Origin of the sequence: Serratia sp. CY33802 (assembly GCF_052169095.1) — a bacterium.
GTDB lineage: Bacteria > Pseudomonadota > Gammaproteobacteria > Enterobacterales > Enterobacteriaceae > Serratia > Serratia bockelmannii.
The window spans coordinates 40,367-62,076 of record NZ_JBJNLL010000001.1; the positions used below are offsets into that span (position 1 = coordinate 40,367).

The 21,710-nt window shown below is 61.4% G+C and carries 20 protein-coding genes; 10 read left to right on the plus strand and 10 right to left on the minus strand.

Going from position 1 to position 21,710, the window contains the following annotated elements; genetic code table 11:
* A complete protein-coding gene (locus ACJ8HA_RS00215) occupies positions 1 to 1,326 on the plus strand; it encodes an ATP-binding protein (RefSeq protein ID WP_025303783.1) in 1,326 nt (441 codons plus the stop codon).
* Positions 1,327 to 1,401: 75 nt separating this feature from the next.
* Here the strand turns inward: ACJ8HA_RS00215 and crr are convergent, their stop codons facing one another.
* From crr to cysZ, 5 genes are all read right to left on the minus strand, one after another.
* Positions 1,402 to 1,911, minus strand: coding sequence for a PTS glucose transporter subunit IIA (gene crr / locus ACJ8HA_RS00220; RefSeq protein WP_004936467.1), 510 nt, complete (start codon positions 1,909 to 1,911; stop codon positions 1,402 to 1,404).
* A gap of 49 nt (positions 1,912 to 1,960) precedes the next feature.
* On the minus strand, positions 1,961 to 3,688 hold the full coding sequence (gene ptsI / locus ACJ8HA_RS00225; protein ID WP_025303782.1) for a phosphoenolpyruvate-protein phosphotransferase PtsI: 1,728 nt from the start codon (positions 3,686 to 3,688) through the stop codon (positions 1,961 to 1,963).
* A 46-nt stretch (positions 3,689 to 3,734) separates the two neighbouring features.
* Positions 3,735 to 3,992, minus strand: a complete 258-nt coding sequence (ptsH, locus tag ACJ8HA_RS00230) for a phosphocarrier protein Hpr (protein WP_004936458.1) — start codon at positions 3,990 to 3,992, stop codon at positions 3,735 to 3,737.
* A 399-nt stretch (positions 3,993 to 4,391) separates the two neighbouring features.
* Complete coding sequence (cysK, locus tag ACJ8HA_RS00235; protein WP_004936453.1) at positions 4,392 to 5,360, minus strand: cysteine synthase A; 969 nt, start codon at positions 5,358 to 5,360, stop codon at positions 4,392 to 4,394.
* A gap of 185 nt (positions 5,361 to 5,545) precedes the next feature.
* Positions 5,546 to 6,304, minus strand: a complete 759-nt coding sequence (cysZ, locus tag ACJ8HA_RS00240; protein WP_025303781.1) for a sulfate transporter CysZ — start codon at positions 6,302 to 6,304, stop codon at positions 5,546 to 5,548.
* Positions 6,305 to 6,525: 221 nt separating this feature from the next.
* Between cysZ and zipA the strand changes: the two genes are divergently transcribed.
* The 3 genes from zipA to ACJ8HA_RS00255 all read left to right on the plus strand — a co-directional run bounded on the left by zipA (position 6,526) and on the right by ACJ8HA_RS00255 (position 9,858).
* Positions 6,526 to 7,542 (plus strand): cell division protein ZipA, encoded by a 1,017-nt coding sequence (gene zipA, locus ACJ8HA_RS00245; RefSeq protein ID WP_043140339.1) that lies wholly within the window; start codon positions 6,526 to 6,528, stop codon positions 7,540 to 7,542.
* A 79-nt stretch (positions 7,543 to 7,621) separates the two neighbouring features.
* A complete protein-coding gene (gene ligA / locus ACJ8HA_RS00250; protein WP_025303779.1) occupies positions 7,622 to 9,643 on the plus strand; it encodes an NAD-dependent DNA ligase LigA in 2,022 nt (673 codons plus the stop codon).
* Positions 9,643 to 9,858 carry a DUF3820 family protein gene (locus ACJ8HA_RS00255; RefSeq protein WP_004936441.1) on the plus strand — a complete coding sequence of 72 codons (216 nt, stop codon included), beginning with the start codon at positions 9,643 to 9,645 and terminating at the stop codon, positions 9,856 to 9,858. The genes ligA and ACJ8HA_RS00255 overlap by 1 nt, the downstream gene beginning before the upstream one ends.
* A gap of 27 nt (positions 9,859 to 9,885) precedes the next feature.
* Here the strand turns inward: ACJ8HA_RS00255 and ACJ8HA_RS00260 are convergent, their stop codons facing one another.
* Positions 9,886 to 10,884, minus strand: a complete 999-nt coding sequence (locus ACJ8HA_RS00260) for a bile acid:sodium symporter family protein (RefSeq protein ID WP_442515152.1) — start codon at positions 10,882 to 10,884, stop codon at positions 9,886 to 9,888.
* A 96-nt stretch (positions 10,885 to 10,980) separates the two neighbouring features.
* Here ACJ8HA_RS00260 and ACJ8HA_RS00265 point away from each other — a divergent pair, with 96 nt between their 5' ends.
* Positions 10,981 to 11,901: a LysR family transcriptional regulator gene (locus ACJ8HA_RS00265; protein ID WP_164064337.1), complete on the plus strand. Its 921-nt coding sequence runs from the start codon at positions 10,981 to 10,983 to the stop codon at positions 11,899 to 11,901.
* 1 nt (position 11,902) lies between these two features.
* Here ACJ8HA_RS00265 and ACJ8HA_RS00270 read toward each other — a convergent pair whose 3' ends face one another.
* Together ACJ8HA_RS00270 and ACJ8HA_RS00275 are read right to left on the minus strand one after the other, a co-directional pair.
* Positions 11,903 to 12,370 (minus strand): FlxA-like family protein, encoded by a 468-nt coding sequence (locus ACJ8HA_RS00270; protein WP_164068661.1) that lies wholly within the window; start codon positions 12,368 to 12,370, stop codon positions 11,903 to 11,905.
* Positions 12,371 to 12,422: 52 nt separating this feature from the next.
* Complete coding sequence (locus tag ACJ8HA_RS00275; protein ID WP_127146826.1) at positions 12,423 to 12,971, minus strand: nucleotidyltransferase family protein; 549 nt, start codon at positions 12,969 to 12,971, stop codon at positions 12,423 to 12,425.
* A gap of 159 nt (positions 12,972 to 13,130) precedes the next feature.
* Between ACJ8HA_RS00275 and ACJ8HA_RS00280 the strand changes: the two genes are divergently transcribed.
* Both ACJ8HA_RS00280 and eutC read left to right on the plus strand, forming a co-directional pair.
* Positions 13,131 to 14,516 carry an ethanolamine ammonia-lyase subunit EutB gene (locus tag ACJ8HA_RS00280; protein ID WP_043140320.1) on the plus strand — a complete coding sequence of 462 codons (1,386 nt, stop codon included), beginning with the start codon at positions 13,131 to 13,133 and terminating at the stop codon, positions 14,514 to 14,516.
* The gene (gene eutC, locus ACJ8HA_RS00285; RefSeq protein WP_043140316.1) at positions 14,513 to 15,304 is read left to right on the plus strand and encodes an ethanolamine ammonia-lyase subunit EutC; all 792 of its coding nucleotides are present in this window, start codon (positions 14,513 to 14,515) and stop codon (positions 15,302 to 15,304) included. Before ACJ8HA_RS00280 ends, eutC begins: the two co-directional genes overlap by 4 nt.
* Here the strand turns inward: eutC and ACJ8HA_RS00290 are convergent.
* Entirely contained in the window at positions 15,283 to 16,185 is a 903-nt protein-coding gene (locus tag ACJ8HA_RS00290; RefSeq protein ID WP_442515153.1) for a LysR family transcriptional regulator, read from the minus strand. The genes eutC and ACJ8HA_RS00290 overlap by 22 nt on opposite strands.
* A gap of 450 nt (positions 16,186 to 16,635) precedes the next feature.
* On the opposite strand from ACJ8HA_RS00290, the gene budA reads away from it, so the two are divergent.
* The 3 genes from budA to ACJ8HA_RS00305 all read left to right on the plus strand — a co-directional run bounded on the left by budA (position 16,636) and on the right by ACJ8HA_RS00305 (position 20,863).
* A complete protein-coding gene (gene budA / locus ACJ8HA_RS00295; protein WP_049205414.1) occupies positions 16,636 to 17,415 on the plus strand; it encodes an acetolactate decarboxylase in 780 nt (259 codons plus the stop codon).
* Positions 17,416 to 17,447: 32 nt separating this feature from the next.
* Positions 17,448 to 19,133 carry an acetolactate synthase AlsS gene (alsS, locus tag ACJ8HA_RS00300; protein ID WP_308381023.1) on the plus strand — a complete coding sequence of 562 codons (1,686 nt, stop codon included), beginning with the start codon at positions 17,448 to 17,450 and terminating at the stop codon, positions 19,131 to 19,133.
* A 143-nt stretch (positions 19,134 to 19,276) separates the two neighbouring features.
* Positions 19,277 to 20,863: an ABC transporter substrate-binding protein gene (locus tag ACJ8HA_RS00305; RefSeq protein ID WP_127146829.1), complete on the plus strand. Its 1,587-nt coding sequence runs from the start codon at positions 19,277 to 19,279 to the stop codon at positions 20,861 to 20,863.
* Between the two features lie 28 nt (positions 20,864 to 20,891).
* On the opposite strand, the gene ACJ8HA_RS00310 is transcribed toward ACJ8HA_RS00305, so the two are convergent.
* Entirely contained in the window at positions 20,892 to 21,698 is an 807-nt protein-coding gene (locus ACJ8HA_RS00310; protein ID WP_004936408.1) for an ABC transporter ATP-binding protein, read from the minus strand.
* Positions 21,699 to 21,710 lie beyond the last annotated feature (12 nt).

A 21,710-nucleotide genomic window follows, 5' to 3' on the forward strand; every position in this document is an offset into this window, starting at 1 on the left:
ATGCGCGGAAGACTGTTCTGGAAAATTTTACTCGGCTTTTGGTTGACCTTCCTCATCATGACGCAGGCGCTGTGGGTGGCGTTTTCTCTTTATGGCGATCGTTATGTGCCGCCGGAGAACGCCATGGCGCGGCGGGTCATTGGCCTGCAACTGACCTCCGCCGCCACCCAGTTGCGCAGCGGCGGTATGCCGGCGCTGGAAGCCCTGATGCGCGACTGGCCCGAGGACGACAGGCGTCTGCTGTCGGTTACGCCGATGACCCAACCGCCGCCGCCCGCGCCGGAAGAACCGGTGTTTGAAGGGCGTCGTATGCCGAAAGCGATTTCCGCCTGGGTGCAGACCGGAGAAGGGCAAGGTTACTGGCTGAGCTATGACGTGCGCGGGCTGCGGGAAGAGTATCGGCCGGAGCGGCGTTCCCACTTCTTCAACATTCCTGCGCCGATGCTGTGGGTCGGCGGGCTGGGCGGTTTGCTGTTCAGCGCCGTGCTGGCCTGGAACCTGACCCGGCCGATGCGTCAGCTGCGCGGCGGCCTGGATCGGGTGGCGCAGGGCGATCTGTCGGTGCGGCTGTTCCCGAACATGCGGCGCCGCCATGACGAGCTGTCCGACGTGGCGCGCGATTTCGACACCATGGCCGAGCGGCTGGAACTGCTGGTTAGCGCCCGCGAGCAGTTACTTCATGACGTTTCGCACGAGCTGCGTTCACCGCTGGCGCGCCTGCAGCTGGCGATTGGCCTGGCGCGGCAGAATGCCGGTAACGTCGAAGCCTCGCTCAAACGTATCGAACACGAGTCGGGGCGGCTGGACAAAATGATCGGCGAGCTGCTGGCGTTGTCGCGTACCGAACACAGTAGCCTGCCGGACGAGGAGTACTTCGATCTGTACGGCCTGGTGGATGCGGTGGTGAGCGATGCACGCTACGAGGCGCAGGTGCCCGGCGTGGATATCGTGCTGCAGGCCGAGTCGGACGTGGAGTACACCGTCAAGGGCAATGCGGAACTGATGCGGCGAGCGGTGGACAACATCGTGCGCAATGCGCTGCGCTTTTCCAGCCACGGCCAGCGGGTGACGGTGGCGCTGTCGCGCGTCGATAACCAGTTCCAGATCGCCGTCAGCGATCAGGGGCCGGGGGTCGAAGAGGCGAAGCTGTCGAGCATCTTCGATCCGTTCGTACGCGTGAAGTCGGCGCAGTCGGGCAAGGGCTACGGCCTGGGGCTGGCGATCACCCGCAAGGTGGTATTGGCGCACGGCGGCCAGGTTGAGGCGCGCAACGGCGACAGAGAGGGGCTGGTCATTACCCTGCGTATCCCGCGCTGGTCGTCATAACGTAGCGAGATTGGGATACGACGAAGGGGATAAAAAAACGGCGCCGAGGGCGCCGTTTTTCTTGCTCATCCGCGCTTACTTCTTGATGCGGATGATCGGGGTTTCGCCAACGGTCACGCTGCCGGACAGTTTGATCAGCTCTTTGATCTCGTCCATGTTGGAGATAACGACCGGCGTCAGGGTAGACTTGGCTTTCTCTTCCAGCAGTGGCAGGTTGAACTCGATAACCACGTCACCTTTCTTGACGCGCTGACCTTCTTCGGCGATGCGTTTGAAGCCTTCGCCTTTCAGTTCTACGGTATCGATGCCGAAGTGGACGAACAGCTCAATGCCGCTGTCGGATTCGATAGAGAATGCATGGTTGGTTTCGAAAATCTTACCGATGGTGCCGTCAACCGGAGCAACCATTTTGTTACCGGCCGGTTTGATGGCGATACCGTCGCCAACGATTTTTTCAGCGAACACTACGTCCGGCACATCTTCGATATTGACGATTTCGCCAGAAAGGGGAGCGACGATCTCGATAGTGCCCGTGTCTTTCTTGTCATCAGAAACCAGAGATTTCAGTTTATCGAACAAACCCATGATCTTCTCCTAAGCATTAAATTGGGCGGCGTTCCAGTGTCGTGGAAGTTTAGCAGAGCGTTTTTTCTTCGATGAATTTATTGACGCAATTCATCAGGTCTTGTGCCGTTGGCTGTGCCAAGGCCTGCGCTGCCAACGCCTTCACATCTTCGAAATTCGTGTTACGAATAATTTTCTTGATGCGCGGGATTGAAATCGCACTCATGCTGAACTCATCCAGCCCCATGCCCAATAACAACAGTGTAGCACGCTCATCGCCAGCCAGTTCGCCGCACATGCCGGTCCACTTGCCTTCTGCGTGAGATGCATCAATAACCTGTTTGATCAGGCTAAGTACTGATGGGGACATCGGGTTATAGAGATGAGAAATCAGCTCGTTGCCGCGATCTACCGCCAGAGTATACTGGGTTAGATCGTTTGTCCCAATACTAAAGAAGTCGACTTCTTTCGCCAGGTGGTGAGCGATGACCGCCGCAGCCGGTGTTTCCACCATCACGCCCACCTCGATGCTCTCGTCAAACGCCTTGCCTTCTTCGCGCAGCTGCGCCTTCAGCGTCTCGATTTCGCCTTTCAGATCGCGCACTTCTTCCACGGAGATGATCATCGGGAACATGATGCGCAGTTTGCCGAACGCCGAGGCGCGCAGGATGGCGCGCAGCTGGGCGTGCAGGATTTCACGGCGGTCCATCGCGATGCGGATGGCGCGCCAGCCGAGGAACGGGTTCTCTTCCTTCGGCAGGTTCATGTACGGCAGGTCTTTGTCGCCGCCGATGTCCATGGTGCGGACGATCACGGCCTGCGAGCCCATGGCTTCCGCCACGGCTTTATAAGCCTGGAACTGCTCGTCTTCGGTCGGCAGCGAGTCACGGTCCATGAACAGGAATTCGGTACGATACAGGCCGACGCCTTCCGCGCCGTTGCGCTCTGCACCCGCGACGTCGCGCACGGTGCCGATGTTGGCGCAGACTTCAACCTGATGGCCGTCCAGCGTAATCGCCGGCAGGTCCTTCAGCTTGGCCAGATCGTTTTTCTCGGTGATGTATTGGTTCTGGGCGGCTTTCAGCTGATCGATAACGTCAGCGGTCGGGTTAACGTAAATTTTGTTGTTAACCGCATCCAGAATCAGGTAGTCGTCGTTTTTCACCTGCTTGGTCACGTCGCTGGTACCGACGATCGCCGGCAGCTCCAGGGAGCGCGCCATGATAGAGGTGTGGGAGGTGCGGCCGCCGAGATCGGTAATGAAGCCCAGCACTTTGTCCAGGTTCAGCTGCGCGGTCTCGGACGGGGTCAGATCGGTGGCCACCAGGATCACTTCGTCCTGAATGGAGCCCAGATCGACGATCGGCATGCCCAGAATGTTTTGCAGCAGGCGTTTGCCGATGTCGCGCACGTCGGCGGCGCGTTCTTTCAGGTATTCGTCGTCCAGCTCTTCCAACGCTTTTGCCTGACCTTCGATCACGGTGTAGGCGGCGGCGTCTGCGGAGGCCAGATCGTCTTTGATTAGGGCTATGATTTCCTGCTCAAGCTCTTCGTCTTCCAGCAACATGATGTGGCCTTCGAAGATAGCTTCCTTCTCTTCGCCGAAGGTTTCGCCAGCTTTGGTCTTGATCGCTTCCAGCTGTTCGGACGCTTTTGCGCGGCCGGCCAGAAAACGCGAGACTTCCTGCTCTACTTGATCAGCAGAGATTTTTTTCCGGTTGATGACGATGTCGTCTTCTTTCAGCAAGAGAGCCTTACCAAAAGCGATGCCCGGTGATACTAAAATGCCTGAAATCATAACCCTACCTTACTCTTGACTGGTGTTAACTAAAAAGACGGGCCGATTACTCAAGCTCTGCCATCAGTTTTACCAAGTGCTCAACGGCTTTCTGCTCGTCTTCACCTTCAGCTGAGATGGTCACTACGGTCCCTTGAGTCAGCCCCAGAGTTTGCAGTTTGAACAGGCTTTTAGCGCTGGCGCTTTTGCCGTTGGAGGTCACGGTGATGTCAGACGTGAAGCCTTTGGCTTCTTTAACGAACTGAGCGGCAGGGCGAGTATGCAGACCATTCGGAGCGGTAATAGTAACTTCTTGCTGGAACATTGATGTTTCCCCAACTTATTGGATTAATGTTGTGGAGTTAAAGTTTAGCCCAGGGGCCTGACTTTAACTTGTCTGGTTATAGCGCCTGACTATGGACAGGGGCGAACGTTGATGCAACAGAAAACGACGCGTTAGGCACTTCAGATCAAAAAACTCGGCTTTAGACGTCGTTCCAATCCGCTCCCCATTATGCCCGATTCGCCGCGTCGGCGACAGATGAGTAAATCGATTCAGCCTTGACCGTGCTCGGAGAGTGATTAATTTTGCGCATCGAAATAATGCAACGTTAAATACTAAAGGCGACGGGCAAAAGCAATCTTGGACTGCTATAAAGTTTGATCCAGTCCACAAAAAAGCACCCCGCAGGGTGCTTTTTTAGCGATTTGTGCAGTTGCGGAATTACTGCTGCAATTCCTGCTCGGTGAACAGATCGGCGAACAGCGCGGTGCTGAGATAACGTTCGCCGGAAGAGGGCAGGATGACCACGATAGTCTTGTCGGCGAACGCCGGTTCTTCGGCCAGTTTCACCGCCGCCGCGACCGCTGCGCCGGAGGAGATGCCCGCCAGGATGCCTTCTTCGTCCATCAGACGACGCGCCATGCTGATGGCTTCGTCGTTGGAGACTTTCTCGACGCGATCCACCAGGTCAAGATCGAGGTTGCCCGGAATGAAGCCGGCGCCGATGCCCTGGATCTTGTGCGGGCCCGGTTTCAGCTCTTCACCGGCCAGCGCCTGGCTGATGACCGGCGAGTCGGTCGGCTCGACCGCCACGGTGGTGATGGCCTTGCCTTTGGTGTTCTTGATGTAGCGGCTGACGCCGGTCAATGTGCCGCCGGTGCCGACGCCGGAGATGAACACGTCGACTTCCCCATCGGTGTCTTCCCAGATTTCTGGGCCGGTGGTTTTTTCATGGATGGCCGGGTTGGCCGGGTTGCTGAACTGCTGCAGGATCAGGTAACGGTTCGGATCGGTGGCGACGATCTCTTCGGCTTTGGCGATGGCGCCTTTCATGCCTTTCGCCCCTTCGGTCAGCACCAGATTGGCGCCCAGCGCCTTGAGCAGCTTGCGGCGCTCGATGCTCATGGTTTCCGGCATGGTCAGCGTCAGCTTGTAACCGCGCGCAGCGGCGACGAAGGCCAGCGCGATGCCGGTGTTGCCGCTGGTCGGCTCCACCAGTTCCTTGCCGGCGGTCAGCACGCCGCGTTGTTCCGCATCCCAAATCATATTGGCACCGATGCGGCATTTGACGCTGAAGCTCGGGTTGCGTGATTCAACCTTGGCCAGAATGCGTCCGTTGCCGATACGGTTCAGACGAACCAGCGGCGTATGGCCGATTGTTAATGAGTTGTCTTCATATATCTTGCTCATAGCCCGTCCTTTAACTCTATGAAAATGTGGGGAACATCGAAAGCATACGCTAACAGTACCGGCAGGGAAGTAAAGAATTGGTATATCTATATGTTATTAGGAAATAAGTTTTAAGCACAATGATAAGGGCGCGAAATGCGCGCCCTGTCGAAAATTCCCGCGCTGTCGGCGGTAAAAAACGGCGATTATCGGACGAATTGCGTGCGATAACGATCGACCCACATCGCGGTGGCGCCGCAGACGGCGACCGGCAGGATCACCAGGTTGAGGATCGGGATCATGGTAAAGAGGCTGACCAGCGCGCCGAACTGCAGATTGTCGGTTTTGTGCTGGCGCAAAGCGCGGCGCATGTCGGCAAAGCTCACCTTGTGGTTGTCGAACGGGTAGTCGCAATACTGGATCGCCAGCATCCAGGCGCTGAACAGGAACCACAGCACCGGCGCCACCGTCTGGCCGATGCCGGGCACGAAGTACAGCGCCAGCAGCAGCAGCGCGCGCGGCAGGTAATACATTAGCTTGCGCCATTCGCGCGCCATGATGCGCGGCAGATCTTTGGCGATGCCGAGCAGGCCGGTGTCCGGCAGCGGTTTGCCGGTCAGGCTGCCTTCGAGCTGCTCGGCCAGCAGGCCGCAGAACGGCGCGGCGATCAGATTGGTGATAGTGCTGAATAGATAGCTGAACACCAGCAGCACCGAAATGACCGCCAGCGGCCACAGCAGGTAGCTCAACCATTGCAGCCAGTCGGGAACGTGGCTCATCATCGCCGGGATCCAATCGCCAAGCCGGCTGAACAGCCACCAGAAAGCGGAGCCCATCAGCAGCACGTTGACCAGCAACGGCAGGACCACATAGCGTTTAATCCCCGGGCGCGAAATCAGGCGCCAGCCTTCGGCGAAATAGTGAATGCCGCTGGTCGATCGGGAAGGGAGCTGCGTATAGGACATATCTTAAGTTATCTCGTTGTCTGAACAGGCATCATTATCATATAGGGATGATTTTCCACTGGCTAGGGTAGGGTTGGCTGAAAAACCAGCAGAAAAAGGCAGTATAATCATCTTTATTGGCATAAAGTTCAGCACGGACTTGCACTTGTGTGCGCGGGCAAATAGAGTTAAAGAGTGAATGTTTGCCGCGGTGGCAATGTATTGGAACAACAGAGATAGCAATGATGCAGGATTTGCGTCTGATATTAATCGTTGTTGGCGCGATCGCCATAATAGCGCTGTTATTGCACGGTCTGTGGACCAGTCGCAAAGAACGGTCAGCGCTCTTCCGCGATCGCCCAGCCAAACGTTCCCAAAAGGAACGTGAACAAACTCCGATCGACGATCTCGAAGAAGGCGTCGGTGAGGTGCGCGTACGCGCCGCTCACCCGCAAGACGAGCCGTCATTCGGCCATTTCGATGCCGCACGCGAAGAACCCGTGGCCGCGCCGAAGCCCGCTCCGGCGGCTGCGCCAGCGCCCCACGCCGTTCAGCCGGCTGCCCATCAGACGCCGCCTCCGCTGTCTCAGCGGCCGGAATATGATGATATCCTGCTGAACAACTACGCGCCGGACGAAGAACAGGCCGAACCGCAGCAACCGCAACCGGCCGTGCGCCGTGAGCCGCGCGTCGACGATCTGCCGCATGAACATGAGGCGCCGCAGGGGGCAGAACCGGCATTCCACGCCGAACCGGCTCCTGTGCAGCAAGCGCCGGAAGTGAAGCCTGCGCCGGAACCTGCACCGCAGCCTGCGGCTGCGCCAATTCAGGCTAAGCTGAAAGAGACCGTGCTGGTGCTGCACGTCGCGGCCCATCAGGGCGGCGTGATCGGCGGCGAAGTGCTGCTGCAGAGCGTGTTGCAGGCGGGCTTCCAGTTTGGCGAGATGGGCATCTTCCACCGCCATATCAGCCCGGCCGGCAGCGGCCCGGTACTGTTCAGCCTGGCGAACATGGTCAAGCCGGGGTCGTTCGATCCTGACATGATGTCCGATTTCTCCACGCCGGGCGTGTCGATGTTCATGATGGTGCCGTCTTACGGCGACGCCAATCAGAACTTCAAGCTGATGCTGCAGTCGGCGCAGCGCATCGCCGACGACGTGGGCGGCGTGGTGCTGGACGACGAGCGCCGCATGATGACGCCGCAGAAGCTGGAAACCTACAAAGCGCGTATCCGTGAAGTGTTGGAAAACAACGCCTGACCGGGTTGCCGCGCGCACTGAACATCCGTAACAACAAAGCCCCCGCTAGCCGGGGGTTTTTTATCTTTGATGGTGAGCCATGGAATCGATAATCCAACAAATCAATCAACTACGAGCCACATTGCGCCATCATGAATACCAGTATCATGTGCTGGATGCGCCGGAAGTGCCGGATGCGGAATATGACCGCCTGATGCGTGAGCTGCGCGAGCTCGAGAGCGCGCATCCGGAGCTGATCACCGCCGATTCGCCGACCCAGCGCGTGGGCGCGGCGCCGCTTGCGGCGTTCGACCAGGTGCGTCACGAAGTGCCGATGCTGTCGCTGGACAACGTGTTCGACGAAGAAAGTTTCCTGGCGTTTTACAAGCGCGTGCAGGACAGGCTCAAAAGCAGCGATCCGCTGACCTTCTGCTGCGAACTGAAGCTGGATGGCCTGGCGGTCAGCCTGCTGTATGAAGACGGCGAACTGGTGCGCGCGGCGACGCGCGGCGATGGCACCACCGGGGAGAACATCACCACCAACGTGCGTACCATTCGCGCCATCCCGCTGCGCCTGACCGGCGACAACATCCCTCGCCGGCTGGAAGTGCGCGGCGAAGTGTTCATGCCGCAGGCCGGTTTTGAACAGATGAACGAAGAGGCGCGGCGCAAAGACGGCAAGGTGTTTGCCAATCCGCGCAACGCCGCCGCCGGTTCGCTGCGCCAGCTCGATCCGCGCATTACCGCTAAACGCCCGCTGACCTTCTTCTGCTACGGCGTCGGCCTGCTGGAAGGCGGCGAGCTGCCGCGCAGCCACTTTGAGCGCCTGATGCAGTTCAAGGCCTGGGGCCTGCCGGTTAGCGATCGCGCCCAGCGCCGCACCGGCAGCGAGGAAGTGCTGGCGTTTTATCGTCAGGTCGAGCAGGACCGCGCACAGCTCGGTTTCGACATCGACGGCGTGGTGATCAAGATTGACGACATCGATCTGCAGGAAACGCTGGGCTTTGTGGCGCGAGCACCGCGTTGGGCGACGGCGTTCAAATTCCCGGCCCAGGAGCAGATCACCGTGGTGCGCGAAGTGGAGTTTCAGGTTGGCCGCACCGGCGCGATTACGCCGGTGGCCCGCCTTGAGCCGGTGTTGGTGGCCGGGGTGACCGTCAGCAATGCCACCTTGCACAATGCCGATGAAATTGAGCGGTTGGGGCTGCGCATCGGCGATACGGTGATCGTGCGCCGTGCCGGCGACGTGATCCCGCAGGTGGTGGGGGTGCTGGAAGACCGCCGGCCGCAGGATGCGCGCGAAGTGGTGTTCCCGCTGCACTGCCCGGTGTGCGGCTCCGACGTTGAGCGCGTGGAAGGCGAAGCCGTGGCGCGCTGCACCGGCGGTCTTATCTGCGGCGCGCAGCGCAAAGAGGCGTTGAAGCATTTCGTTTCCCGCCGCGCGCTGGACGTTGAAGGCATGGGCGACAAGATCATCGAGCAACTGGTGGACAAGGAGTACGTGAAGAACCCGGCCGATCTGTTCCGGCTGTCCGCCGGCATTCTGACCGGTCTGGATCGCATGGGGCCGAAATCGGCGCAGAACCTGGTCAATGCGCTGGAGAAATCCAAACAGACCACCTTCGCCCGCTTCCTGTATGCGCTCGGCATTCGCGAGGTCGGCGAAGCGACCGCCGCCAACCTGGCGGCGCATTTCGGATCGCTCGAGAAGTTGTTCGCCGCTGACATCGAGGCGCTGAAAGAGGTGCCGGACGTCGGCGAAGTGGTGGCCAAACACACCCGCAATTTCCTCGATGAAGCGCTCAATCAGCAGGTGATCAACGAGCTGGTGGGCGCCGAGATCGGCATCCACTGGCCGGCGCCGGTGGTGGTGGCGGCGGAAGAGATAGACAGCCCGTTCGCCGGCAAAACCGTGGTGCTGACCGGCTCGCTGAGCCAGCTGTCGCGCGACGAGGCCAAAGATCGCCTGACGGCGCTGGGCGCCAAGGTCAGCGGCAGCGTGTCGAAGAAAACCGATCTGGTGATCGCCGGTGAGGCGGCCGGTTCCAAGCTGGCGAAGGCGCAGGAGCTGGGTATCGCCGTGATCGACGAAGCGGAGATGATCCGCTTGCTGGGTGAGTGATGGAAAAAGAAAACCTGCTGGAGATCGCCAATACAGTGATGCCGTTCGGCAAGTACCAAGGGCGGGTGCTGATCGATCTGCCCGAAGAGTACCTGCTGTGGTTCGCCCGCAAGGGCGAATTCCCCAAAGGCAAGCTCGGCATGCTGATGGAGATGACGCTGGCGATTAAAATCGAAGGGCTTGACCACCTGGTCAAGCCGCTGAAGAAAAGCTGAACTGACGGGCCTTGGCCCGTCTTTTTTTTACCCGCGCGACGCCTGTGCGTTGGCGTTGGGCACCGCCTGTTGCGCTCGCTGCTTGCGCTGGTATCTTTTGGCCAGCACTGCGCAGGTCATCAGCTGCACCTGATGAAACACCATCAGCGGCAGCACCATGATCCCCACCGTCGCCGCCGGGAACAGGATATTGGCCATCGGAATGCCGTTCGCCAGGCTCTTCTTCGAACCGCAGAATACGATGGTGATCTCGTCCGCTTTGCTGAACCCCAGCCAACGCGCCATGTAAGTGTTCACCACCAGCACGATCGCCAGCAGCACGATGCTGCCGCCGACGATAAACGCCAGCGAACCGATCCCCACCTGATGCCAGATGCCGTGCGTCACCGCCTCGCTGAAGGCGGCGTACACTACCAGCAGAATCGAGGTCTGGTCGGTTTTACCGATAAGCGGCCGATGGCGCTCGATCCAGCCGCCGATCAGCGGTCGCAGCAGGTGGCCGGCGACAAACGGCACCAGCAGCTGCAGCACGATCGAACCGACCTGCCGCAGGCCGCCGGTATCGCCGTGCACGTTCATCAACAGGCCGACCAGCAGCGGCGATACGAAGATCCCGAGCAGGCTGGAGGCGGAAGCGCTGCACACTGCCGCCGCGACGTTGCCGCCCGCCAGCGAGGTGAAGGCGATGGCCGACTGCACGGTGGCGGGCAGAATGCACAGGTAGATGAAACCGGCGTACAGTTCGGGGCTGACGTCGATCGGCGCCCACCAGGCGAACAGCATCCCCAGCGCCGGGAAAATGATGAAGGTGCTGAACATCACCCACAGATGCAGCCGCCAGTTATTGCTGCCGGCCAGGATGGCCTCGCGCGACAGCTTGGCGCCGTGCATGAAAAACAGCAGGGCGATGGCGGCGATGGTCAGGGCGTTGAGCCAGCCGACGAACTCGCCGCGCGCCGGCAGGAACGACGCCAGCAGCACGGTGGCGATCAGCGTCATGGTAAAACGATCGGGCAGGAATCTCATGGCGATGCGCTCGGGTAGAAAATCGATGGGGCTATTCTCCCGCGCGGGCATATAATAATAAAATTGATTTATTTAATTCATCCATGAATAAAACACATGAATTACTCACTCAAACAGCTGCGGGTGTTCGTCGCCATCGCCCGCCACGGCAGCTTCAGCCGCGCCGGGGAGGCGATCGGCCTGACGCAATCGGCGGTCAGCCACAGCGTGAAAGAGCTGGAGGCGGAGGTCGGCGTGCGCCTGCTGGATCGCACCACGCGTGAGGTGGCGTTGACCGACGCCGGCCTGCGGCTAGCCAACCGGGTCGAACGGCTGCTGGACGAGCTGCAGGCCGCGTTGCTGGATGCGCGCAGCTTTGGCGTACAGCGCAGCGGCACGGTGCGGGTGGCGACGAGCCAGACCATTTCCGCCCATCTGATGCCGCAGTGCATCGCCGCCGGCGAGCGTGAATACCCGGAGATCCGCATCATGCTGCGCGATCAGGCGCAGCAGCAGGTGCTGCACAGCGTGCGCAACGCCGAGGTGGATTTCGGCATCGTGGTCGATCCGGTACAGGCGGTGGATCTGGAGTGCGAAGCGGTGCTGCATGAACCTTTCCTGTTGCTGTGCCGCGACGATCATCCGTTCGCTGCGCAGCCGGCGGTGCGTTGGTCGGCGTTGAACGGTTGCCGCCTGGTGTTGCAGGATTATGCGTCGGGCAGCCGGCCGCTGATCGACAGTGCGCTGAGACAGCAGGGCGTGGAGGCGCAGGTGGTGCAGGAAATCGGCCATCCGGCCACGCTGTTCCCGATGGTGGCGGAGGGGATTGGCATCAGCATTTTCCCGGCGTTGGCGCTGCCGTTGCCGGAAGGGGGGCGGCTCCGGGTGCGGCGGCTGGTGCCGGAAATTAACCGCGCGCTGATGCTGGTGCGGCGCAAGAACCGCTCACTGACGCCGGCGGCGGAGGCCATCTGGCAGGTGGCGCGTCAGCAGGCGGCGCTGCTGCAACAGCGCCGGCGGGAAAACGCGGCATATTGACTCAGATATAGACGTCCACCGCGTTGAGCGGCGTTGGGCGGTTTACGCCGTCGCCGGATTGCGCCGCGGCTTTTTCCATTTGCTCCTGCTGCTGCTTTTCCATTTCTTCTTTCTGGATGCGCGCGATCTCGGCCTGCAACATCTTGATCTGCGCTTCGATCAGCTGTTTCTGCTTTTCGATCTCTTTGGGGTCGGCGCTGGAGTCCTTCAGTTCCACCAGCTTTTGCTGCAGCGCCTGAATCTGCCGGTTCAGCGCCTTGATGCGCGCCGAAGCGCGGCTTTCATTGAGGTTAACCGGTTCGTCATTGCCGTTGGCGCGTTCGTTTTTCTCCATCTTGCCGCCTTGCGGCTGGTTGTTGACCGGTTTGGCCATCAGCAATTCGCCCTGATGGCCCGGCGCGCTAAAGACGTTGCTGACGCCGGGAACGGTATTTTTGATCGGTACGATCATGGTGATGGTGGTCGACATGGATGCTCTCCCTGAGTCGGTATATCGCTGATCAGGGTATCGGCAGCGGCGGCTAAATCTTTACCTGCCGCAGACGCGGCCAGCGCAACAGCCAGCCTTTGTCGAGCACGCGCTGGGCATAGGCCGCGCGATCGCCGTTTTTCACGTTGAAGGTAATGGTGTCGTCGAACAGCGCCGCGAGCCCGAAGGGGGCCACCAGGGTGATGCTGTCGTCGGCGTTCAGGCGCGCGCCGATCGCCGTTTCCACTTCGGTCCAGAAGCTGATGGCCTCTTCGCTGTTGCGGTAGGGCGCCCGGCCGCCGCGCAGGTGCATGCGCGCCTGGTTCTTGACCGACCACGGCTGCGGCAGCCACTGTTGCAGCCGCGCCTCCAGCATGCGATCGCGTTCGGCGTCCGCACGCTGCGCATCGAAGTGGATCACGTCGATATCGTTGAGCGGCGTGGGCTCCCTATAGCCGTGGCGCCGATCCCACACCAGGTTGCGTACGAAGCCGGCGCCGAGGCACCAGTCATTCAGGCCGAGCCGGCGCACGGTGCGCAGGGCGGCCATGCGCGCGTTATCTTGTTGCAGCCAGTCGATAATTTGCCGTTGCGGATCCATCACCCCTCCTGTTTTCGCGGCTACTGTAACCTGAAGCGACGGCGGGTGAAATGGGGAGAGGCGTGATGGCGGCGATCGCGTGCAAAATAATTTTCTTTTCCCACTGACTACACTTGGTGCAGGGCTGTTATCTCGTCACTCGGGGCAAGGGAGGGGGCTATGTATCAGGCAACGGTGGGCCAACGCGGCTATCGCTTTGGCGATCTGCGTCAGCTGATGGCGAAGGCTTCGCCTGCGCGTTCCGGCGATTATCTGGCGGAGGTGGCGGCGCAAAGCGCCGAAGAGCGTATGGCGGCGCGTATCGCGCTGGCGGATTTGCCGCTCAAGGCGTTCCTGCAGCAGACGCTGGTGCCGTACGAGCAGGACGAGGTGACGCGCCTGATTATCGATAATCACGATGCCGCCGCTTTTGAGCCCATCTCGCACCTCACGGTCGGCGATTTTCGCGACTGGCTGCTGAGCGAGCAGGCCGACAGCGCCATGCTGGCGCAGGTGGCCGCCGGCATTACGCCGGAGATGGCAGCGGCGGTGAGCAAGATCATGCGCAATCAGGATCTGATCCTGGTGGCGAAGAAGTGCCGGGTAGTGACGCGCTTTCGCAATACGATTGGCCTGCCGGGCCACCTTAGCGTGCGGCTGCAGCCCAATCACCCGACCGACAGCCTGCAGGGCATCGCCGCCAGCATGCTGGACGGCCTGCTGTACGGCAGCGGCGACGCGGTGGTTGGCATCAATCCGGCCAGCGACAGCCTGCCGCTGCTGGAAAAGCTCAACTACATGCTGGACGACGTGATCCAGCGCTTCGCCATTCCCACCCAATCCTGTGTGCTGACCCACGTGACCAACACGCTGCGGCTGATGGAGCGCGGCGCACCGGTGGATCTGGTGTTTCAGTCGATCGCCGGTACCGAAGCGGCCAATCGCGGTTTCGGCATCAGTCTGGCGCTGCTGGCGGAGGCGCAGCAGGCGGCGCTGAGCCTCAAGCGCGGCACGTTGGGCGATAACGTGATGTACTTCGAAACCGGGCAGGGCAGCTGCCTGTCGGCTAACGCGCATCACGGCGTCGATCAGCAGACCTGTGAGGCGCGTGCCTATGCGGTGGCGCGCCATTTCTCACCGCTGCTGATCAACACCGTGGTGGGGTTTATCGGCCCCGAATACCTGTATGACGGCAAACAAATTATCCGCGCTGGGCTGGAGGACCACTTCTGCGGCAAGCTGCTCGGCCTGCCGCTGGGTTGCGACGTCTGCTACACCAACCATGCCGAAGCCGATCAGGACGACATGGACACGCTGCTGACGCTATTGGCCGCCGCCGGGTTGACGTTCCTGATCGGCGTACCGGGCGCGGATGACATCATGCTCAACTACCAAAGCACCTCGTTCCACGACGCGCTCTATATCCGAGAGCTGCTGGGGCTGAAGCACGCGCCGGAGTTCGCCGCCTGGCTGGCGGCGATGAACATCACCGACGAACGCGGGCGGCTGCGCGACGCCGCCGCCAATCACCCGCTGTTGCTGGCGCTGCAGGGAGAACGGACATGAGCAAACCGGTTCACGTCAACAGTTGGGATGCGCTGCGCGCCTTTACCGACGCGCGCATCGCGCTGGGGCGCACCGGCGCCAGTCTGCCGACCGACGAGCTGCTGCGCTTCGGCCTGGCCCATGCCCAGGCGCGCGACGCGGTGCATCAGCCTTTCGACAGCGAGCGGCTGGCGGCGGATCTGCACGATGCCGGTTGGCCCACGCTGGCGGTGCACAGCCAGGCTGGCGACCGCGCCGCCTACCTGCGCCGTCCGGATCTGGGGCGGCGATTGGCGCCGGATAGCCGCAGCCTGCTGCTTGGTTTACCGCCGCGCCGCGTCGATCTGCTGCTGGCGGTGGCGGACGGCCTCTCCTCCAAGGCGGTGCACCGCCAGGCGCTGCCGTTGCTGCAAGCGCTGCGGCCCTATCTCGATACGCTGGGGCTGACCGTGGCACCGGTGGTGCTGGCGCATCAGGCGCGGGTGGCGCTGGGGGATGAGATCGGTGAATGCCTGCAGGCTCGGGCGGTGGCGATGCTGATCGGCGAACGGCCGGGGCTGTCGTCGCCGGACAGTCTGGGCATCTATTTGACCTGGGGACCGAGCGCGCGCAGAACGGACGCCGAGCGCAACTGTATTTCCAACGTACGGCCCGAGGGGCTGGATTACCCGCAGGCGGCGTTCCGCCTGGCCTGGCTGCTGGAGCAGGCGTTCCAGCGGCGGCTGAGCGGCATCGAGCTGAAGGACGAGAGCGACAACCCGGCCCTGCATGGACGAGTGACGCCGCTTTACCCCCAGCTGGGCGGCTGACCGATGGTTTGCTGCAGCAGGGCAGTGAAGGCCGCCAGCCGGGCGGACACCTTCGCCATCGGGCGCAGCAGATAGATGCCTTGCTGCTCATGGCGCGGATCTTCCAGCATTTGCACCAGTTGCCCGTGCTGCACGTCCGGCCCCACCACCCAGTTGGGCAGAAAGGCGATGCCGAGCCCGAGCAGTGCGGCCTGACGCTGCGCGGTGAAGTCGTCGCAGCGCAGCGCCATGGTGCAGCGGCTCATCAGCGCCGCGTCGAGGATCTGCGCCCAGCAGGCCGGCTGCTGCTTGTGGTAGCGGGCGATCAGCCGATGCTGTGGCAGCGCTTCCAGATCGGCCGGCAGACCATAGCGGGCGACGTAGGCGGGGCTGGCGCACATTACCCAACGTTGGGTGGCGATGCGGCTGGCGTACAGCGCGCTGTCCTTCTGCTCGCCGATGCGGATGGCGGCGTCCAGCCGTTCCTGCGTCGGATCGGTCAGGCGTTCGGTCAGATCGAGGTCGACCCACAGCTGCGGGTAGCGTTCCGCCAGCGTCGGCAGCAGCGGCAGCACATAGGTTTTGCCGAAGGTCGGCAGGCAACTGATGCGCAGCGTGCCCTGCAGCGTTTCGTTCAGCGCGCTCAGCTCGGCGCGAAGACCGGTAATGTCCGTCATCAGCGCGGTGGCGCGCGTCAGCAGCAGCTCGCCGGCGTCGGTCAGCAACAGGCCGCGGGTGGAGCGCACGAACAGCGTCGCACCGAGCGCACTTTCCAGGGCATCGATATGGCGCACCAGCGAAGAAGGCACCATACCCAGCTGGCGCGCGGCGGCGGAAAAGCTGCCCAGGTGGGCCACGTCGAGAAAAATTGGCAGATGTTCTACATAGCGGGCGTCATTCATTTTTGCATTATATGCAAAAGCGTTTCTTATGAATACCCGCTTCTCTGCCGGCGGCGCGGCGGCTACTCTGGCTGCGGGTTGACGACGGGCTTCAACGCCGCCTTATCCCGGCCGTATAGAGAGAAAACGCATAAACCTCGCGGCGCTTAGCACTAAATAACAGATGTTTTTCCCAGGCTGCGCGAGCCGCCTGCGGAGTTGATAGTCGCTCCAACACCAGATTAACCGTTCAATTTGATATCCGATCCAGCATTAATGATTAGTGAGCCTTTACTTTCACTCATCATGCTGTTGACTCTGGATATCGGCCGGCCAGCCGTGCCGGTTTTTTTGTCGCCTCAGGCTGAATCGTTCCAACTGATGAACGCGCCTGAGAGGCATCTTGGCCCGCCGTCGGTGGGTCTTTTGAACGCGCGGAACCGCGATCCCGCGCTGGTGGAGGAGTTAGTCATGAACGAAAAACACGGGTGTTCCTGTGCGCGCCATTTGGCGCAGGGTTTTGCCAGGCAGTCGATCAACGCCGGGGAGGGCGAAATCTATCAAATCTCGCTGATGAGCGCGCTCATCGACGGGGTCTACGAGGGCGAAACCACCATTGCCGAGTTGCTCAAACACGGCAACTTCGGCCTCGGCACCTTCAATCATCTGGACGGTGAACTGATCGCTTTCGATCGGGAAATACACCAGCTGCGCGCCGACGGCAGCGCCCGGCCGGCCGGCCTGCAACAGAAAACCCCCTTCGCCGTCGTCACCTTTTTCCAGCCCAGCGTCAGCCAGCAATTCGACCGGCCGATCACCAAGGCACAGCTGCACCAGTGCATCGACGAACAGGTCGCCTCGCCGAACCTGTTCTGCGCGGTGCGGGTGGACGGTGAGTTCAGCCATGTCGAAACCCGCACCGTACCGCGTCAGGAACGGCCTTACCGCCCAATGCTGGAAGCGATAGAAGAGCAGCCGACCTTCTCGTTCCATCAGCGGCGCGGCACGCTGGTCGGCTTCCGCTCGCCGGATTACATGCAGGGCATCGGCGTGGCCGGCTATCACGAACACTTCGTTACCGACGACCGCAGCGGCGGCGGCCACGTACTGGACTACCAGCTCGATCATGGCCGTCTGCAGTTCGGCGTCATCACGCGTCTCAATCTTCAGTTACCGCATGATGCGGATTTCTTGCGCGCCAACCTCTGCCCAGAGGATTTGGATCGCGCGATTCGTTCCGCCGAGGGCTAACCCCGGCGATCGTTTTCTTAGGAGGTGGAACCATGGCACAGGAAAAAACAGGCAATGACTGGCAATGCGGCGCCGATTTGGTGGTGAAAAACCTGGAAGCGCAGGGCGTCAAACACGTTTTCGGTATTCCGGGCGCCAAGATCGACCGGGTGTTCGACTCGCTGGAGGACGCGCCGTCGATCGAAACGGTGGTGGTGCGTCATGAGGCCAACGCGGCCTTTATGGCGGCGGCGGTCGGCCGCTTGACCGGCAAGGCCGGGGTGGCGCTGGTCACCTCCGGGCCGGGCAGCTCCAACCTGATCACCGGGCTGGCTACCGCCACCTCGGAAGGGGACGCGGTGGTGGCCTTCGGCGGGGCGGTGAAGCGCGCCGACAGCCTGAAGCAGACGCACCAGAGCATGGATACCGTCAGCATGTTCCGGCCGGTCACCAAGTATTGCGCCGAAGTGCATGCCGGTTCGGCGATTTCCGAGGTGATCGCCAACGCCTTCCGCCGCGCCGAGTTCGGCCGGCCGGGGGCATCGTTCGTCAGCCTGCCGATGGATATCGTCAATGAACCGGTCAGCGCGCCGGTACTGGCGGGCTGCCGCTTGCCGCGCATGGGGGCCGCCGCGGCAGACGACATTCAGGCGGCGGTGAAACTGATCCGCCAGGCCAAATGCCCGGTGCTGCTGCTGGGCTTGCAGGCCAGCCGGCCGGAGAACAGCGAGGCGGTGCGCCATCTGCTGTACCGCACCCATATGCCGGTGGTCGGCACCTATCAGGCGGCGGGGGTGATCGACGTCAACCACTTCGCCCGTTTCGCCGGCCGCGTCGGCCTGTTCAACAACCAGCCGGCCGATCAGCTGCTGCAGAAGGCCGATCTGGTGGTGAGCGTCGGTTATGATCCGATCGAATACGATCCCTGCATGTGGAACAGCCACGGGCGGCTGAAGCTGGTGCACATCGACGTGCTGCCGGCGGATATCGATACCTGCTATCGGCCGGACGTCGAGCTGGTGGGCAATATCAGCGCCACGCTGAACATGATGACCGAAGCATTCAGTGAGGCGGTCTGCGTGCCGCCGGAGGTGGAGCTGATCCTCTCCGATCTCGGCCGCCAGCGCACTGAGCTGGCGGAGCGCGCCGCCCGCCGCGGCGGCATGCCGATCCACCCGCTGCGCATCGTCAAGGAGCTGCAGGACATCGTCAGCGACGACGTGACGCTGTGTGTGGACATGGGCAGTTTCCACATCTGGATCGCCCGCTATCTTTACAGCTTCCGCGCTCGCCAGCTGTTGATCTCCAACGGCCAGCAAACCATGGGGGTAGCGCTGCCGTGGGCCATTGGCGCGGCGCTGGTGCGCCCCGGCGACAAGGTGGTGTCAATCTCCGGCGACGGTGGCTTCATGCAGTCGAGCATGGAGCTGGAGACCGCGGTGCGGCTGAAAAACAACATCGTGCACGTGATCTGGGTCGATAACGCTTACAACATGGTGGAAATGCAGGAAGTGAACAAATACCAGCGCAAATCCGGCGTGGAGTTCGGGCCGATAGACTTCAAGGCCTACGCGGAATCCTGCGGCGCGGTCGGTTTCGCCGTGCAGTCGGTGGAAGATCTGCGGCCGATGCTGCGCAAGGCGATGGCGATCCAGGGGCCGGTAGTGGTGGCCATCCCGGTCGACTACGCCGATAACTATAAGCTGATGGCGCAGATGAACTTCAGCCAGATGATTTAATTTCATCATCCTCGCGCCGTTTCACCGGGGCAGGCCGCTTGCGCGCCTGCCCGTTTTTATGCGCGGAATTTGTCCTTTACATCGCTAACTGCATGATTTATTGCTATCCGTTCGGCTGTTTTTTCACCACTGGGGATAGCGCAATGAAAAGAAAAGCAATAACGATCGGGCTGCTGGCGTTGGCGATTGCCGGCGGCGCGCGGGCCAATACGCTGGTCTACTGTTCCGAAGGCTCGCCGGAAGGCTTCAACCCGCAGCTGTTCACCTCCGGCACCACGGTAGACGCCAGTTCGGCGGCGATCTACAACCGGCTGGTGGATTTCAAACCCGGCACCGTCGAGCTGCAACCCAGCCTGGCGGAAAGCTGGGAGGTGAGCGAAGACGGCAAGCGCTATACCTTCCATCTGCGCAAGGGCGTGGCATTCCAGAGCAATAAATATTTCACGCCCACCCGCGATTTCAACGCCGATGACGTCATCTTCTCGTTTATGCGCCAGAAGGATGCCAACAACCCGTATCACAAGGTCTCCAACGGCGCCTACACCAACTTCGAGTCGATGGAGTTCGGCACGCTGATTGACCGGATCGTCAAGGTGGACGAGCACACCGTGCGCTTTGAACTCTCCCGCGCCGAGGCGCCGTTCGTTGCCGATCTGGGCATGTATTTCGCCACCATTTTATCGGCGGAATATGCCGACGCGATGCTGAAGGCCGGCACGCCGCAGCGGGTGGACAACGATCCGATCGGCACCGGGCCGTTCCAGCTGGTGCAGTACCAGAAGGACGCGAAAATCCTCTATAAGGCGTTCGATCGTTACTGGGAAGGCAAGCCGAAAATCGATCGGTTGGTGTTTTCGATCACGCCGGATGCGGCGGTGCGTTACGCCAAGCTGCAAAAGAATGAGTGCCAGGTGATGCCGTTCCCCAACCCGGCGGATCTGGCGCGCATGCGGCAGGACGGCAACCTTCAGGTAATGGAAAAATCCGGCTTGAATATCGGTTTCCTGGCGTTCAACACCCAGAAGAAACCGTTGGATAACGTTAAGGTGCGCCAGGCGTTGGCGCTGGCGGTCAACAAGCCGGCGATCATCGACGCGGTGTTCCACGGCGCCGGCCAGCCGGCCAAAAATCTGCTGCCGCCGACCCAGTGGGGCAGCAACGCGCAGCTTGAAGACTACCCGTATTCGCCGGAGCGGGCGAAGCAGCTGTTGCAGGAGGCCGGGCTGGGGCAGGGCTTCGACATCGATCTGTGGGCGATGCCGGTGCAGCGGCCCTATAACCCCAACGCCAAGCGCATGGCGGAGATGATCCAGGCCGACTGGGCTAAAATCGGCGTGCGCGCCAAAATCGTCACCTTCGAGTGGGGCGAGTATTTACAGCGGATTAAAAACGGCGAGCACCAGACCGCGCTGATGGGCTGGACCACCGCCAACGGCGATCCAGACAACTTCTTCGGCCCGCTGTTCACCTGCGCTTCGCTCGGCGGCTCCAACTCGGCGAAATGGTGCTACAAACCGTTCGACCAGCTGATCCTGCAGGCGCGTGAAGAGAACGATCATGCCAAGCGGGTGGCGATGTACCAGCAGGCGCAGGTGATGATGCACGATCAGATGCCGGCGCTGATGATCGCGCACTCGACCATCTTCGAACCGGTGCGCAAGGAAGTGAAAGGCTACGAAATAGACCCGTTCGGCAAACACATCTTCAAGCAGGTGTCGCTGGAGAAATAAGGCACAGGCCGGGTTAACCCGGCCTTTTTCATGCCTGCGGCGCGTCGCAGTGGTAGCGGCCGCGCGGGATCACCAGCGGCGTGTGGGACAGCGGATCGTCGATGATCATGCATGGCATGCCGAACACCCGTTCCACCAGCTCGGCGGTAATGATTTCCGCCGGTTTCCCCTCAGCCACGATCTTGCCGTCGCGCATGGCGATGATGTGATCGGCATAGCGGCAGGCGTGGTTGAGATCGTGCAGCACCGCGATGAGGGTTTGGCCGCGCTCGCGGTTGAGCTGGCGGAACAGATCCAGCAACTCTATTTGGTGCGCGATGTCGAGGTAGGTGGTCGGTTCATCCAGCAGCAGCAGCGGCGTTTGCTGCGCCAACGCCATCGCCACCCAGACGCGCTGTCGCTGTCCGCCGGACAGCTCGTCGACGCTGCGATCCGCCAGCTGGCTGACGTTGGTGGCCGCCATGGCGGCTTCCACCGCCTGTTTGTCGGCCTGCGTCCACTGTTTCAACAGGCTCTGGTGCGGATAGCGGCCGCGCGACACCAGGTCCGCCACGGTAATGCTGTCCGGTGCGATCGAGGTTTGCGGCAGCAGCCCAAGCTCGCGCGCCAGCGCTTTGGTGGCGAAGCTGCTGATGTTTTTGCCGTCCAGCATCACCTCGCCGGCGCTGGGTTTCAGCAGGCGGCACAGGGCGCGCAGCAGCGTCGATTTGCCACAGGCGTTCGGCCCGACGATCACCGTGAAGGCGCCATCGGGGATCGCCACGCTCAAATCGTCAGCGATGATTTTATTGTCGTAGCCCAGCTTCAGGTGCGAGGCGTGCAGGCGGTGGCTCATGGCATTATCACT

Excerpts from the sequence above, each read along its gene's own strand:
- ACJ8HA_RS00265 (WP_164064337.1), top strand. The coding sequence starts at position 10,981 with ATGAATTACTCACTCAAACAGCTGCGGGTGTTCGTCGCCATCGCCCGC.
- ACJ8HA_RS00305 (WP_127146829.1), top strand. The coding sequence starts at position 19,277 with ATGAAAAGAAAAGCAATAACGATCGGGCTGCTGGCGTTGGCGATTGCC.
- ligA (WP_025303779.1), top strand. The coding sequence starts at position 7,622 with ATGGAATCGATAATCCAACAAATCAATCAACTACGAGCCACATTGCGC.
- ACJ8HA_RS00280 (WP_043140320.1), top strand. The coding sequence starts at position 13,131 with ATGTATCAGGCAACGGTGGGCCAACGCGGCTATCGCTTTGGCGATCTG.
- cysK (WP_004936453.1), bottom strand. The coding sequence starts at position 5,360 with ATGAGCAAGATATATGAAGACAACTCATTAACAATCGGCCATACGCCG.
- ACJ8HA_RS00215 (WP_025303783.1), top strand. The coding sequence starts at position 1 with ATGCGCGGAAGACTGTTCTGGAAAATTTTACTCGGCTTTTGGTTGACC.
- alsS (WP_308381023.1), top strand. The coding sequence starts at position 17,448 with ATGGCACAGGAAAAAACAGGCAATGACTGGCAATGCGGCGCCGATTTG.
- ptsH (WP_004936458.1), bottom strand. The coding sequence starts at position 3,992 with ATGTTCCAGCAAGAAGTTACTATTACCGCTCCGAATGGTCTGCATACT.
- zipA (WP_043140339.1), top strand. The coding sequence starts at position 6,526 with ATGATGCAGGATTTGCGTCTGATATTAATCGTTGTTGGCGCGATCGCC.
- eutC (WP_043140316.1), top strand. The coding sequence starts at position 14,513 with ATGAGCAAACCGGTTCACGTCAACAGTTGGGATGCGCTGCGCGCCTTT.
- ptsI (WP_025303782.1), bottom strand. The coding sequence starts at position 3,688 with ATGATTTCAGGCATTTTAGTATCACCGGGCATCGCTTTTGGTAAGGCT.
- ACJ8HA_RS00260 (WP_442515152.1), bottom strand. The coding sequence starts at position 10,884 with ATGAGATTCCTGCCCGATCGTTTTACCATGACGCTGATCGCCACCGTG.
- ACJ8HA_RS00275 (WP_127146826.1), bottom strand. The coding sequence starts at position 12,971 with ATGGATCCGCAACGGCAAATTATCGACTGGCTGCAACAAGATAACGCG.
- ACJ8HA_RS00270 (WP_164068661.1), bottom strand. The coding sequence starts at position 12,370 with ATGTCGACCACCATCACCATGATCGTACCGATCAAAAATACCGTTCCC.
- cysZ (WP_025303781.1), bottom strand. The coding sequence starts at position 6,304 with ATGTCCTATACGCAGCTCCCTTCCCGATCGACCAGCGGCATTCACTAT.
- crr (WP_004936467.1), bottom strand. The coding sequence starts at position 1,911 with ATGGGTTTGTTCGATAAACTGAAATCTCTGGTTTCTGATGACAAGAAA.
- budA (WP_049205414.1), top strand. The coding sequence starts at position 16,636 with ATGAACGAAAAACACGGGTGTTCCTGTGCGCGCCATTTGGCGCAGGGT.
- ACJ8HA_RS00290 (WP_442515153.1), bottom strand. The coding sequence starts at position 16,185 with ATGAATGACGCCCGCTATGTAGAACATCTGCCAATTTTTCTCGACGTG.
- ACJ8HA_RS00310 (WP_004936408.1), bottom strand. The coding sequence starts at position 21,698 with ATGAGCCACCGCCTGCACGCCTCGCACCTGAAGCTGGGCTACGACAAT.
- ACJ8HA_RS00255 (WP_004936441.1), top strand. The coding sequence starts at position 9,643 with ATGGAAAAAGAAAACCTGCTGGAGATCGCCAATACAGTGATGCCGTTC.